Source organism: Flavobacterium denitrificans DSM 15936 (assembly GCF_000425445.1).
In the GTDB taxonomy this organism is placed as follows: Bacteria; Bacteroidota; Bacteroidia; order Flavobacteriales; family Flavobacteriaceae; genus Flavobacterium; species Flavobacterium denitrificans.
The window spans coordinates 177626-190854 of sequence record NZ_KE384377.1 but is presented as its reverse complement, the minus strand read 5'-3'; the positions used below and the strand labels follow the sequence as shown (position 1 = coordinate 190854).

Genomic DNA, 13229 nt, shown 5'->3' with positions numbered 1-13229 from the left:
TTTTCAACGTTCCGATTTTTAGCTACAAAGGATCAAAGTAATAAAGCAACATAAGGTTTAAAATAGCAAAAGAACTTTGTCACTTTGTCACTTTTCCCCTTTGTAACTTTGAACCTTAAAACAAAAATCCAAACCCCAAATTATTTCGTATGTAACGAAAAAACAATTTAAATTAAACTATGAAATCAAAACTTATTGCCTTGACCGTTTTATTGTCAATCTTTTTAACTTCTTGTGATGCTGTCGACGATTTGTTGACTTTTACAATTTCAAATAACGCTTCGATCAAAATTCAAAGCACTTCGCCAATTAATCTGCCTTCAGAAATTATAACGCCAGAAGTAACGACAAATTCATCTGCCGAATTTGACAACAATAAAACTAAAGCAAGTTTGGTAAAAGATGTAAAATTGAGATCGTTGAAATTATCGATTTCTGACCCATCGGATAAAACTTTTACATTTTTGAAATCGGTTCATTTATATATTTCAACAACAAATTCAGATGAAATTGAATTGGCCTATCAAGATAATATCATGTCAACCAACAACACAATTGACTTGATTTGTACCGATAAAAAACTAGATCAATATATTAAAGCAGATAGCTATAAAATTAGAACTAAAGTAACTTTGAAAGAAACTCTAACGAAAGATGTGACTGTAAAAGCTGAGATGAAGTTTAAGGTTACTGCAGATCCGTTCTAAAAAAGGTCCAAAGTAACAAAGCGACAAAGGTTCAAAGGTAAACGAAGTGTAAAAAACTTTGCCTCTTTGAACCTTTGTCGCTTTGTTACTTGCGCTTACAGTGCTTATTCTTTTGTAACCACAATCGAAGCTTTAAATCCTGCTGCAAGATTGTCCCAATAATCATTGGTTACTAATGCGCCTTTATCATCATACACTTGGATTTCGGCAGTGTTCCCTCCAAGGCTTCCTATATTTAGAGCTTCAAAATCTAATTTATTAAATCCCTCGGCTAAATTAATTTTCACCTCTTTAAAATTAGAATCTAAAAAAATCTGATCTCGAATTACTGCATCATTATTAGATACTTTTACCAAATCGCCATCGATCGCTCCAAAATCACGAAACTTTACTATAAAATATTGCGACTTTGTCTTGAAATCTCCTAATGAAATATTCTTTTTTACTAATGTTCCACGGCCTTCACGAAGTCCGGCATCTTTTAAAGCCTTATCCAAATCTTTTTCCATCTTCGCTACATAACGATCTCCTGGATTTGCAAATTGACTTTCAGTCGACATTGTAAATTTGCTTTTTTCTTCTCCAATCTGAAATTTCGATTTTGTCGTTAATTGCGTATTATCATAAACATTTGGTGTTTTGATACTTGGAATTTCAGCAGTTGGCGCAGCAGGATCGTTCAAATCCGGCAAATCAGGAGCCGGTATTTTTTTAGGCTTCGCATTAAACTTTGGTGCAGGAATACTCTTGAATTTAGTACTAAATTCATTTTGAGCTGAAAGCGTTGCAGCAGTAAAAAATAATATGAAAAATAAAATATGCTTCATTGAAGAGGTTTTATCGACTCGGCCTGTTAATTTTTGCAAAATATTTTAGTGTAGAGCAAAAATACTATAATTTGTTTACGCACTTCCACTTTAAGTATTTTATAACAATATTTTGGCCTAATTTTTAGAATCAAAAAACCTGCCATAGTTTAATTCCCATCGTTAATTTTTACATTACCCCAAAATACATCCGTAGAATCCCTTTGTAAAAATTTTGTTATAAAATTCTTCTTTGTTTTGAGAATAAGCAACTTATTCCTAAATTCAAGCTTTAAATTTTTGTTCATCAAAAAATCAAGAAAATGGATTATATCGACTATTATAAAACATTGGAAATCACAAAAACAGCTACAGAAGCCGAAATCAAAAAAGCATACAGGAAATTAGCCCGCAAATACCATCCTGATTTGAATCCGAATGATAAAGAAGCGGAGAAAAAATTCAAAGAAATCAATGAAGCAAATGAAGTTTTAAGCAATCCTGAAAATCGTAAAAAATACGATAAATATGGAAAAGACTGGAAACATGCCGACGAATTTGAGAAAGCTGGTTATGATCCAAATCAGCAACAACAGCAATATTCGAGACAGCAAAGCGGACAGGATTTTTCTGGTTTTGGAAGTGATTTTTCTGGAAGTGATTTTTCTGATTTCTTTAATTCGATGTACGGATCAGGACGAAGTGGCAGAAGTCAGTCAAAATATAGAGGCCAAGATTTCAACGCCGAATTACAGCTTGATTTGGCATCGGCATACACGACACACAAACAAAGCTTGACTGTAAATGGAAAGAACATTAGAATTACAATTCCGGCTGGAGTTGAAAATGGTCAGGTTATAAAAATTCCCGGACATGGTGGCGCCGGAGTAAACAACGGTCCAAATGGCGATTTGTATATTACTTTTCAAATCTCTAACAATTCTGATTTTAAAAGAGAAGGAAACAACCTCTATTCTACTGTTGACTTGGACTTATACACAGCGATTTTGGGTGGCGAAATAAACATAAAAACCTTTGATGGAAAAGTAAAAATAAAAGTGCCGGCCGAAACGCAAACAGGAACAAAAGTAAAATTAAAAGGAAAAGGTTTTCCTCTCTACAAAAAAGACAATCAGTTTGGTGATTTATATGTGACATATAACTTAAAAATCCCAACCAAATTATCTGAAAAAGAAAAAGAATTATTTGCAGAATTATCTAAACTCAGAAATCATGGCCAGTAAAAATTTGATTCAAATAAAACAATTTTGTATGTATCACGAAATTGAAAATACCTTTATAAAAGAACTCAACAATTATGGTTTGGTGAAAATTATTTTTGAAGAAAATGATGAATACCTGGAACCTGAAGAATTGCCAACAATCGAGAAAATGATGCGAATGCATTATGATCTTAATATTAATATGGAAGGAATTGACGCGATTTATCACTTATTAAATAAAATTGAAGTTTTACAGCAACACTTGACAAATACACAAAACAAACTCCGAATTTATGAAGAAGAAGAATTGAAATAAAATTCGAATTCTGTTTTAAAATATCACAAAAAAGCACAATTTTCTTCGGGATTTCAACTGAAAACGATTCTTTTTGACGCGCTTATTTCATAAATTGCAACACATTAATTAACCTGAATTTGTTTTAAAAACCATCAAAAAACAATTCAAAAAAATTCATAAAATGAAAAGAGAAAACATCTTAACAGGATCGCCGTGGGAAGACAAAATGGGATACTGCCGCGCTGTAAGAATTGGCAACATCATCGAAGTTTCAGGAACTGTAGCAATCGTTGACGGCGAAAAAGTAAAAGCCGATGACGCGTACGCACAAACATATAACATTATTGAACGCGTTGAAAAAGTTCTTGAAGATTTGAACGTTGGAATAAAAGATGTTATCAGAACAAGAATTTTCACTACAGATGTTTCTACTTTTGAGGAAGTTGCCAGAGCACATTCGGCTTTCTTTAAAGATGTAAAACCTACAACTGGATTTTATGAAATCAGCAAATTGGTTGCTCCTGAATATTTGGTTGAAATCGAATTTACTGCTGTAGTACAGTAATATTTTTATAGCCACGAATTTCGCGAATTACACTAATTCTTTTTTTAAGTGCCACTGATTAAAAGATTAAAAATGATTATTTTTCTCTTTTAATTCGTGAAAATTGGCGAAATTCGTGGCTAAAACAATTAACTCCTTAATGGCTTTCCAAAATCCCAAACAATTCCTGCTCGACCTATTCAAATGGATTCTCATTTGTTTCTTAATCGGTATATTTTCGGGATCAGCGTCAGCTTTTTTTCTTGTTTCTTTAGAATGGGTGACGCAATTTAGAATTGCGCATGATTGGATTATTTGGCTTTTGCCAATTGGCGGATTATTAGTTGGCTTGAGTTATTATTGCTGGGGAGAATCTGTTGCAAAAGGAAATAATTTATTGTTGGAAGAATACGAAAATCCGCAAAAAGTAATTCCGTTTAAAATGGCTCCTTTAGTACTTTTAGGAACCTTGCTTACTCATTTATTTGGAGGCTCTGCCGGCCGTGAAGGAACTGCGGTCCAAATGGGAGGCGCAATTGCCGATCAATTCACCAAAATTTTCAAACTAGACAATTCCGAACGCAAAATTTTAATTATTCTAGGAATCAGCGCGGGTTTTGCATCAGTTTTCGGAACGCCTTTAGCAGGCGCTATTTTTGCTTTAGAAGTTTTATACTTCAGCAAAATCAATTTCAAAAGCATTTTACTTTCTTTTTTAGTCGCTTACGCTGCTTATTTCACTGTTGAATTTTGGCAAATAAAACATACTCATTACAGCATTCCAATTGTCCCGCAACTTAATTTCAGTAATTTATTTTACACCGTAATTATCGGTCTTTTATCCGGTTTTGCCGCTTTATTGTTTGCAAGAAGCACTCATTTTTGGGGTTCTCTTTTTTCAAAAAACATCAAATATCCACCACTTCGTCCTTTAATTGGCGGCGTTGTTTTAGCGATTGCCATTGCTGGTTTTGGATTGACAAAATTTTCAGGACTTGGAGTTCCTGTAATTGTTGATTCTTTTTCGAATCCAAACGAATGGTATGATTTTCTATTAAAAATTCTTTTTACCGGATTTACTTTAGGCGCTGGTTTTAAAGGTGGTGAAGTAACACCTTTGTTTTTTGTCGGAGCCACATTGGGAAGTGCTCTATCGACCATAATTCCGATGCCAATTGCGCTTTTGGCAGGAGTTGGATTTGTTGCCGTTTTTTCTGGGGCAACCCACACGCCTATTGCCTGCTCTATTATGGGAATGGAATTATTCGGAATTGCGCCTGGAATATTTATCGCCATCGGATGTACAATTGCGTATTTTTCTTCAGGTTCTGTTGGCATTTACAAATCACAGATTGTTAAAGGTGTAAAATACAAATTGTATCAAAGATTTAAGAGTGAAAAATTGGAACATCTTTAAATGTAAAATTCCAAATATCACACTGAACGAAGTCGAAGAGCCAAATTCCAAATTAAGTTCAAAACTGAAAACTAAGACTGTGACTGAATCCTGAAAATTCAGAACACTTACCACTGCGACTGAATACTAAAATTATTTCAGCATTACATTAAAAAAATGTAAATTCGCACACTATGAAAATACAAGATATTCAGGCAATACAATTGCTGCTTGCAACCCCAAAGAAAATTGCAATAATCCCGCATAGAGGCCCAGACGGAGATGCCATGGGTTCTACATTGGCTTTATACCATTTTTTAATCAAAAACAATCATCAGGCAACCGTAATTACGCCAAATGAATTTCCTGAATTCCTAGCGTGGCTTCCGGGGTCTGAAACTGTAAAAATTTTCGAAAAAGACACTGAAAACTGTACTCAGATTTTAGAAGACGCTGAGTTGATTTTTACACTTGATTTTAATGCATTTCATCGTACAGGTGAAATGGAGCATACTTTAGCAAAGCTTACAGTTCCTTTCATTATGATTGATCATCATCAAAAACCTGATGATTACGCGACTTATATGTACTCTGATACTACATTTGGGTCAACCTGTGAAATGGTTTATAACTTTATTTCGTTTTTGAATAAAAAAGAAGATATCGACAAAACCATTGCAACCTGCATTTATACCGGAATTTTGACTGATTCTGGCTCATTTCGTTTTCCTGGAACAACAGGCAACACTCACCGAATCATTGCTGAATTAATTGACCTTGGAGTTGAAAATACTCAAATCCCGGTTTTATTATTTGATAATAGCTCATACAGCCGTTTGCAATTATTAGGACGCGCGCTGCAGAATATGAAAGTTTTTGAAGAGCATAAAACATCATATACTTCGCTTACTCAAGACGAACTAGATTCTTTTGATTATGTAAAAGGCGACACTGAAGGAATTGTTAATTATGGCTTAAGTATAAAAGGTATAGTTTTTACTGCTATTTTTATCGAAAATAAAGATGAGAAAATCATCAAAATATCTTTCCGTTCACAAGGAGGATTTGATGTAAACCAATTTGCCAGAGATCATTTCAATGGTGGAGGACACAGCAATGCAGCCGGCGGAAGATCTGAACTATCAATGGAAGAAACGTTGCAGAAATTTGAGGATTTAGTTACTAAACTTACAATATAATCGAATATGAATTATTTAAAAATCATTATTTGTACGCTACTTTTTACTGTTTTATTTGCCAGTTGCAAACAACATGAAGAAGCCAGAAGACCACTTTCTAGAGCGTCGGGAACTTTCATGAAAAAATCGGCTGACCGAAACAAAAAATTAGTAGCCAATGAAGAGGAAGTCATCAAAAAAATTATAAAAAGCAATCCGAAAGTAAAATATTATGCAACAAGAAAAGGCTATTGGTTTTCTTATGACGAAAGAAATCTCAATGAAACGCAAACACCGCGAAGAGGCGATATTGCTTATTTCAATTTAGAAGTAAAAGACATTAAAGGCAATATTATTTATTCTGAAACTGATCTTGGCCCGCAAACTTATTTTGTAGACAAACAAGACATTATGATGGGATTGCGCGACGGAATCAAACTTATGCACAAAAATGAAACCGTGACTTTTTTATTTCCATCGCATATTGCTTACGGATATCATGGCGACAACAACAAAATTGGCCCTAACGAATCTTTAATGTGCACTGTAACGCTTCGTAATTTTGTACCAGATCCTGCTACTCCAAAAACAGCTGTTCCGGCAGGACAATCTGCAGATACACAAGCTTCGGCAGGACAAACGCCAAAACCTGCTACTGCAAAACCGGTTGCAACGAAACCAGTAGCTCCAATTAAAAAAGACACAGTAAACCCTTAAAAAAACATTTTAGAAATGAAAAAAAGTATTTTATTATTACTATTAGCCGTAACTTCATTTTATTCGTGTAAAGATGAACACAGCAATTTGCCTGATGGTTTATATGCCGATATTGAAACTAACAAAGGACATATCATTGTTGAATTAGATTATAAAAAAGCGCCAGTAACCGTAGCAAATTTTGTTACGCTTGCTGAAGGCAAAAATGAATTTGTTACCAAAGAGTACAAAAAAAAACAGCCATTTTTTGATGGCTTAAAATTTCACAGAGTTATCGAAGCATTTATGATTCAGTCTGGAGATCCTGAAGGAACTGGATCTGGCGATACTGGATATAAATTTAAAGACGAAATCACAGACTTGAAATTTGACAAACCTGGGGTTTTGGCAATGGCAAATAATGGTCCTGGAACAAACAGCAGCCAATTTTTTATTACGCACGTTGAAACTCCTTGGCTAGAAGGAAAACATACAATTTTTGGCCATGTTGTTGAAAAAGGACAAGAAGTTGTAAATCAGATTAAACAAGATGATACAATCATTAAAGTTACGATTATCAGAAATGGTGAAGCTGCCAAAAAATTTGATGCGGTAAAAGTGTTTCATGATTATTTCTCAGAAATTGAAAAAGAAAAAAGCAAATATGCTGGAGTTCAAAAAGAAAAAGTTGCATATTACGCTTCTATAAAACCAAAAGCAACTAAAACTAATTCTGGTCTAGAATATGTTATTACTGAAAAAGGAGCAGGCAAAAAACCTGCTATCGGAACTCAGATTTACATTCATTACGCAGGTTTCCTTGAAGATGGAACAATGTTTGATTCAAGTATTCAAGATGTTGCTAAAGCTTTCGGAAAATATGACTCTGCACGATCAGAACAAAATGGTTATCAGCCAATTCCTTTCCAAGCAGGAAAAAAAGACGGTTTGATTCCAGGATTTATTGAAGGAATTGAGCAACTTTCATTTGGCGACAAAGCGGTTTTATTCATTCCTTCTCATCTTGCTTATGGAGCAACGGGTGCTGGAGGAGTTATTCCGCCAAATGCTAATATTATTTTCGAAATTCAATTATTAGAAAAACCACAATAATAAATTATTACATCGACTTAAATTCGAAAAAAAATGAAATTTAAATTTCTATTATTATTCTGTTTGGCAGTTGTAAATCTGCAAGCACAAACAACAAAAAAGCCGGTTGCAAAACCAAAAGCAACTACAACAAAAACTACTCCAGCGAAAGCAGCTCCAGCAAAAACTGCAACGGCTGCAAAAACGGTTGCACCTACAAATCCTAATGATGGTATTTTTGCAACGATTTCTACTACCAAAGGAGATATCGTTATTTCTTTACTATATAAAAAATCGCCTCTTACGGTAGCCAACTTTGTTTCATTGGCAGAAGGAACAAATCCTAATGTAAAAGTGGAAAAACTAAAAGGCAAGCCATTTTATGATGGATTAAAATTTCACCGCGTAATCAATGATTTTATGATTCAAGGAGGAGATCCAGATGGAAACGGTTCTGGTGGCCCGGGATATTCATTCAGAGATGAATTTAGCCCTGATTTAGTATTTGACAAAGGCGGTATTCTTGCAATGGCAAATTCTGGCCCAGCAACAAATGGAAGCCAATTTTTTATTACTCACAAAGACACTCCTTGGTTGACTGGAAAACATACTATTTTTGGATATGTTGTTTCCGGAATGGACAACGTTAATAAAATCGTTCAGGATGATGTCATGACAAAAATTACTATTACACGAAAAGGTACTGAGGCACAAAAATTTGACGCTGTAAAAGTTATTGCTGAGGATGCAAAAAAACAAGAAGCAAAAAAATTAGAAGACCAAAAAGTAGTTGCCCAAAAAGCAATTTATTTTGCTACAACAAAAGCGAAAGCTACTACAACTGCATCTGGTTTAAAATATGTAATTACACAAAAAGGAACTGGTGTAAAAGGTGCTGAAGGATCAACAATTTATTTCCACTATGCTGGATATTTTGAAGATGGAAATCTTTTTGACAGCAGTATGTCCAGTGTTGCAAAAGCATATGGAAAATATGATGCAAATAGAAACGCACAAGGTGGCTACGCCGCTTTCCCTTTTACTGTTGGTAAAAAAGATGGTATGATTCCTGGTTTTATTGAAGCATTAGATATGATGACTGATGGAGATAAAGCAATTTTCTTCCTTCCTTCAAATTTAGCTTATGGAGAAAAAGGTGCAGGAGGTGTAATTCCGCCAAACGCAACATTGATTTTCGAAATCGAAACTTATAAAAATCAACCAGCCAAATAATTAAACTGAAAGATTTATAAAAAAACAGTAAACCATCAAAGCATATGTTTTGATGGTTTTTTATTTTAAATCCATTCTGATTTTCTATCAAATACGCAATTTACAAATCCAAAACGCGTTTAAAACAATAATAAAACCAACGTTTAAAGATAATTTCTGCTAAATCACAAACAAAATAGCTTACCTTTGCCGGCCTTAATTTTTAAAACAGGAATATCAAATGTCACAAAACAATGTATTAAAAGGAGTTTTTTTAGTTGCTTTAGGAGCTACAACTTACGGAATGTTAGCCACTTTTGTAAAAATGGCGTATTCTGAAGGATATACCACCGCAGAAGTAACAACTTCACAATTTGTTTTGGGAATAATCGGAATTTTGATCATCAACACTTTTCAGAAAATAAAAAATAAAGGCACTGCTGTAAAAGCTTCTTCAAAAAACATTTTCAACTTGATGCTTGCCGGGACTTCACTCGGAATGACTAGTTTGTTTTATTATCTGGCTGTAAAATATATTCCTGTTTCAATTGGAATTGTTTTATTAATGCAAACTGTTTGGATGGGCGTTTTGCTTGAAATGATTTTGGAAAAAAAACTGCCATCAAAACAAAAAGTTGCAGCCGTTTTTATTGTACTTATTGGAACAGCTTTGGCAACAAATCTTATTCATGCAGATTTTAAGTTAGATTGGCGCGGTATTATCTGGGGGCTTTTGGCCGCTGCTTCATTCACTACGACTATGTTTACTGCAAATCGTGTCGCTACTGAAATTTCTTCAGCACAACGAAGTCTTTATATGCTTTTGGGAGGCGCAGTAGTTGTTTTTTCTTTCGCTTTTGCAACTCAAGTAGACGCGTTTAATTTGGGTATTTTCATGAAATGGGGAATTGTTTTGTCTTTATTTGGAACTATCATCCCTCCTATGCTTATGAATGCTGGTTTTCCATTAACCGGAATTGGTCTAGGAAGTATAGTTTCTGCTCTTGAACTCCCTGTGTCGGTGACAATGGCTTTTATACTTTTAAATGAAAAAGTAATCTTTTTACAATGGGTTGGGATCGCCTTAATCATTCTTGCTATCATTATTATGAATGTAAATTTTAAGGGCAAAAAGTAAACTATTTTACATAGCTTTAAAAAAAAGTCTCTTGTAATGCAATAATTGTTAATTTTTTTATAAATTCGTGATATACAATAAGATATCATGAAACAAAATTGGCATTTATATTTAATGGCTTCTTTATATATACTTGCTGGTATCAATCATTTCAGGAAACCGGGAATGTACCTCAAAATCATTCCTCCCTTTTTTAAAAACCCCAAATTAATAAATAATTTAAGTGGATTTGCCGAAATTACATTAGGTATACTCCTAATGATTTCTTTCACAAAAAATTTTGCTGCATGGGGAATTATTGCACTGCTTATTGCCGTATTTCCAGCAAACTTGTATATGTATCAAAATAAAAAAGCGAGTTTTAATTTACCAAGATGGATTTTATTTGTACGTTTGCCCTTACAAATTGTTTTGATTTTTTGGGCATACCAATATACCCTTTAACGATCGAATCTATTAATTTTAAATTACTTAATTATGAAAAAATTATTTGCAGAGTTTTTTGGAACATTTTGGTTAGTATTTGGAGGTTGCGGAAGTGCCATTTTTGCAGCCGGAATTCCTGATTTAGGAATTGGATTTGCAGGAGTTGCTTTAGCTTTCGGTTTAACGGTTTTAACAATGGCTTATGCTGTTGGACATATTTCAGGAGGACATTTTAATCCAGCAGTTTCCTTTGGATTATGGGCCGGCGGAAGGTTTTCAGCTAAAGATTTAGTGCCGTATATCATCGCGCAGTGTGTAGGTGCAATTGCTGCAGCAGGGACTTTATATACTATTGCTTCTGGAAAAGCAGGTTTTGCAATTGACAACACAAAAGCTGGTGCATTTGCTTCAAACGGATTTGGAGCTTTTTCTCCTGACGGCTATTCGTTGCAAGCTTGCTTTATAGCTGAATTTGTGTTGACTTTATTTTTTCTTTTAATTATTTTGGGTGCAACAGATAAATTCGCCAACGGAAGATTCGCCGGAATTGCAATTGGTCTAGGTTTAACTTTAATCCATTTAATTAGTATTCCAATTACAAATACTTCTGTAAATCCTGCGAGATCTTTATCGCAAGCTATTTTTGTTGGAGGTGAACCATTATCACAAGTTTGGTTATTCTGGGTAGCACCAATTCTAGGCGCAATTGTGGCAGGATTTATTTATAAAAACTTGCTTCAAAATCAAGCTGAAGCATAATTTTTATTCAACCATAAACATTTACAAATCTTAAAAATTAAAATATGGAATTTTTATATTTCTTGCTTATAGGTGCAATTTCCGGATGGCTCGCTGGCCAAATATGGAAAGGCGCTGGCTTTGGATTAATTGGTAATATTATCGTCGGAATTATTGGTGGTTTTATTGGCGGATGGATCGCCGGAAAACTTGGAATTGGCGGTGGCGGACTTCTTTGGCAAATTCTGATTGCCGTTGGAGGTGCGTGGGTATTGCTTTTTATCATCAGCTTAATCAAAAAAGGGTAAAAATCAGCATAAATAAATTACCTAATATATTAATAAAGAGAAAAAGGTTCTTATTGGACCTTTTTCTCTTTATCATTTTTAATAATCCAGCAAAACAAAAACATAAATACATATTTCTCAGAATTAATATTGTTATTTAATCAATTTCATTACTTTTGACCAAATACATTATTGAATTATGAATGACATTATTGCTTATTTCAGTACCATTCCATCTTCACATCGAAGCTTGATTTTAGTTGGAGGAATAACACTTTTTTGGTTGATCGAAAATACATTTCCGCTTTTCCAGATGCAGTACAAAAAATGGCATCATGCGGGAATCAATATATTTTTTACTCTTACAACAATTATTGTCAATTTCGTTTTGGCTTTTATTTTAATAAAAACTGCCGCTTGGACAACCGAAAATCATTTTGGAATTCTAGAGTGGCTTCCAGAAATTCCGATTTGGCTCTACACCATAATAGGCTTGCTTTTACTGGATTTGATTGGTGCATATCTGGCACATTTGGTGCAACATAAAGTGAAATTTTTATGGCGATTCCATCTTATTCATCATACCGATACTTGGATTGACACAACAACTGCCAACAGGCATCATCCAGGTGAAAGTGTCATCCGTTTTATTTTTACCACTCTAGGAGTTTTGCTTGTTGGAAGCCCAATGTGGATGGTTTTTCTTTACCAATCATTATCAGTAATAGGCTCACAATTCAATCACGCCAATATTTCGCTTCCAGAAAAACTAGATGTTTTTTTAAGCTATTTTATTGTTTCTCCAAACATGCACAAAGTACATCATCATTATGTACTTCCTTATACGGATAGCAATTATGGAAACATTTTTTCAATATGGGATCGTCTTTTTGGAACTTTTACTACTTTGCCAAAAGATCAATTAATATATGGAGTAGATACCCATATGAAGCCCGAAGAACACAACAAATTGGGAAATTTATTGCAAATTCCATTTCAAAAATCAAGATCAATAAAAAACAGTTAAAATCAGTAAAAAAATAGAGATCAGCGTACCAACTAATTATTTTTTTTATTAATATTGATATATAAAATGAAAATCAATCTATTAATCATTAACCTCTATTTTGAATTAATTTTCACGAGATGAAAAAGAGTAGCCGCAAAGAATTGAATTGGGAACAAACAGAAAGACTTGTTTCATTAGCTTTAGAAGAAAGAAATCCATTTGAAATTATAAAAAAAGAATTTGGATTAGCAGAAAAGGAAGTTCTGGAAATCATGAAGAAGAAAATGCCTCTTGAAAAATTTGAGATGTGGAAAAAGAAGGCAATAGCAAATAAGCCAAAACCAAAACCAGTTAAAATTGATGACTTCGATGAAGACTTGGATGGAAAATATTACATAAAGAATAAACTAGACTAAGATAAAACTCCTGAAATTCAGGAGTTTTTTTTATTTTTATATGTAAATGTAACAATTTGATAA

16 protein-coding genes are annotated in these 13229 nt (G+C 33.8%); 15 read left to right on the top strand and 1 reads right to left on the bottom strand.

Annotated features, from left to right (window positions below):
* Positions 1–179 precede the first annotated feature (179 nt).
* Positions 180–707: a hypothetical protein gene (locus H600_RS0112650; protein ID WP_026729124.1), complete on the top strand. Its 528-nt coding sequence runs from the start codon at positions 180–182 to the stop codon at positions 705–707.
* A 104-nt stretch (positions 708–811) separates the two neighbouring features.
* On the opposite strand, the gene H600_RS0112645 is transcribed toward H600_RS0112650, so the two are convergent.
* Positions 812–1534, bottom strand: a complete 723-nt coding sequence (locus tag H600_RS0112645) for a hypothetical protein (RefSeq protein WP_026729123.1) — start codon at positions 1532–1534, stop codon at positions 812–814.
* A gap of 302 nt (positions 1535–1836) precedes the next feature.
* Here H600_RS0112645 and H600_RS0112635 point away from each other — a divergent pair, with 302 nt between their 5' ends.
* The 14 genes from H600_RS0112635 to H600_RS0112570 all read left to right on the top strand — a co-directional run bounded on the left by H600_RS0112635 (position 1837) and on the right by H600_RS0112570 (position 13166).
* Positions 1837–2757 (top strand): DnaJ C-terminal domain-containing protein, encoded by a 921-nt coding sequence (locus H600_RS0112635; RefSeq protein ID WP_026729122.1) that lies wholly within the window; start codon positions 1837–1839, stop codon positions 2755–2757.
* Entirely contained in the window at positions 2747–3052 is a 306-nt protein-coding gene (locus tag H600_RS0112630) for a chaperone modulator CbpM (protein ID WP_026729121.1), read from the top strand. The genes H600_RS0112635 and H600_RS0112630 overlap by 11 nt, the downstream gene beginning before the upstream one ends.
* Before the next feature lie 163 nt (positions 3053–3215).
* Entirely contained in the window at positions 3216–3599 is a 384-nt protein-coding gene (locus tag H600_RS0112625; RefSeq protein ID WP_026729120.1) for a RidA family protein, read from the top strand.
* A 139-nt stretch (positions 3600–3738) separates the two neighbouring features.
* The gene (locus tag H600_RS0112620; protein WP_026729119.1) at positions 3739–4995 is read left to right on the top strand and encodes a voltage-gated chloride channel family protein; all 1257 of its coding nucleotides are present in this window, start codon (positions 3739–3741) and stop codon (positions 4993–4995) included.
* A gap of 173 nt (positions 4996–5168) precedes the next feature.
* Positions 5169–6173, top strand: a complete 1005-nt coding sequence (locus tag H600_RS0112615) for a DHH family phosphoesterase (RefSeq protein WP_026729118.1) — start codon at positions 5169–5171, stop codon at positions 6171–6173.
* A gap of 6 nt (positions 6174–6179) precedes the next feature.
* Complete coding sequence (gene gldI / locus H600_RS0112610) at positions 6180–6869, top strand: gliding motility-associated peptidyl-prolyl isomerase GldI (RefSeq protein WP_026729117.1); 690 nt, start codon at positions 6180–6182, stop codon at positions 6867–6869.
* A 15-nt stretch (positions 6870–6884) separates the two neighbouring features.
* A complete protein-coding gene (locus H600_RS0112605; protein ID WP_026729116.1) occupies positions 6885–7961 on the top strand; it encodes a peptidylprolyl isomerase in 1077 nt (358 codons plus the stop codon).
* Positions 7962–7994: 33 nt separating this feature from the next.
* Positions 7995–9173: a peptidylprolyl isomerase gene (locus tag H600_RS0112600; protein WP_026729115.1), complete on the top strand. Its 1179-nt coding sequence runs from the start codon at positions 7995–7997 to the stop codon at positions 9171–9173.
* Positions 9174–9393: 220 nt separating this feature from the next.
* Entirely contained in the window at positions 9394–10290 is an 897-nt protein-coding gene (locus H600_RS0112595) for an EamA family transporter (protein ID WP_026729114.1), read from the top strand.
* An 87-nt stretch (positions 10291–10377) separates the two neighbouring features.
* Entirely contained in the window at positions 10378–10734 is a 357-nt protein-coding gene (locus tag H600_RS0112590; protein ID WP_026729113.1) for a DoxX family protein, read from the top strand.
* Positions 10735–10767: 33 nt separating this feature from the next.
* Positions 10768–11475: an aquaporin Z gene (gene aqpZ, locus H600_RS0112585; protein ID WP_026729112.1), complete on the top strand. Its 708-nt coding sequence runs from the start codon at positions 10768–10770 to the stop codon at positions 11473–11475.
* A gap of 44 nt (positions 11476–11519) precedes the next feature.
* Positions 11520–11762, top strand: a complete 243-nt coding sequence (locus tag H600_RS0112580) for a GlsB/YeaQ/YmgE family stress response membrane protein (protein ID WP_026729111.1) — start codon at positions 11520–11522, stop codon at positions 11760–11762.
* A 178-nt stretch (positions 11763–11940) separates the two neighbouring features.
* The gene (locus tag H600_RS0112575) at positions 11941–12768 is read left to right on the top strand and encodes a sterol desaturase family protein (protein WP_026729110.1); all 828 of its coding nucleotides are present in this window, start codon (positions 11941–11943) and stop codon (positions 12766–12768) included.
* Between the two features lie 119 nt (positions 12769–12887).
* Positions 12888–13166 (top strand): DUF2805 domain-containing protein, encoded by a 279-nt coding sequence (locus H600_RS0112570; RefSeq protein WP_026729109.1) that lies wholly within the window; start codon positions 12888–12890, stop codon positions 13164–13166.
* The last annotated feature ends 63 nt before the right edge of the window (positions 13167–13229 follow it).

Bases quoted from the DNA above. Each gene is read 5' to 3' on its own strand.
- H600_RS0112650 (WP_026729124.1), top strand. From the start codon at position 180: ATGAAATCAAAACTTATTGCCTTGACCGTTTTATTGTCAATCTTTTTA.
- H600_RS0112645 (WP_026729123.1), bottom strand. From the start codon at position 1,534: ATGAAGCATATTTTATTTTTCATATTATTTTTTACTGCTGCAACGCTT.
- H600_RS0112635 (WP_026729122.1), top strand. From the start codon at position 1,837: ATGGATTATATCGACTATTATAAAACATTGGAAATCACAAAAACAGCT.
- H600_RS0112630 (WP_026729121.1), top strand. From the start codon at position 2,747: ATGGCCAGTAAAAATTTGATTCAAATAAAACAATTTTGTATGTATCAC.
- H600_RS0112625 (WP_026729120.1), top strand. From the start codon at position 3,216: ATGAAAAGAGAAAACATCTTAACAGGATCGCCGTGGGAAGACAAAATG.
- H600_RS0112620 (WP_026729119.1), top strand. From the start codon at position 3,739: ATGGCTTTCCAAAATCCCAAACAATTCCTGCTCGACCTATTCAAATGG.
- H600_RS0112615 (WP_026729118.1), top strand. From the start codon at position 5,169: ATGAAAATACAAGATATTCAGGCAATACAATTGCTGCTTGCAACCCCA.
- gldI (WP_026729117.1), top strand. From the start codon at position 6,180: ATGAATTATTTAAAAATCATTATTTGTACGCTACTTTTTACTGTTTTA.
- H600_RS0112605 (WP_026729116.1), top strand. From the start codon at position 6,885: ATGAAAAAAAGTATTTTATTATTACTATTAGCCGTAACTTCATTTTAT.
- H600_RS0112600 (WP_026729115.1), top strand. From the start codon at position 7,995: ATGAAATTTAAATTTCTATTATTATTCTGTTTGGCAGTTGTAAATCTG.
- H600_RS0112595 (WP_026729114.1), top strand. From the start codon at position 9,394: ATGTCACAAAACAATGTATTAAAAGGAGTTTTTTTAGTTGCTTTAGGA.
- H600_RS0112590 (WP_026729113.1), top strand. From the start codon at position 10,378: ATGAAACAAAATTGGCATTTATATTTAATGGCTTCTTTATATATACTT.
- aqpZ (WP_026729112.1), top strand. From the start codon at position 10,768: ATGAAAAAATTATTTGCAGAGTTTTTTGGAACATTTTGGTTAGTATTT.
- H600_RS0112580 (WP_026729111.1), top strand. From the start codon at position 11,520: ATGGAATTTTTATATTTCTTGCTTATAGGTGCAATTTCCGGATGGCTC.
- H600_RS0112575 (WP_026729110.1), top strand. From the start codon at position 11,941: ATGAATGACATTATTGCTTATTTCAGTACCATTCCATCTTCACATCGA.
- H600_RS0112570 (WP_026729109.1), top strand. From the start codon at position 12,888: ATGAAAAAGAGTAGCCGCAAAGAATTGAATTGGGAACAAACAGAAAGA.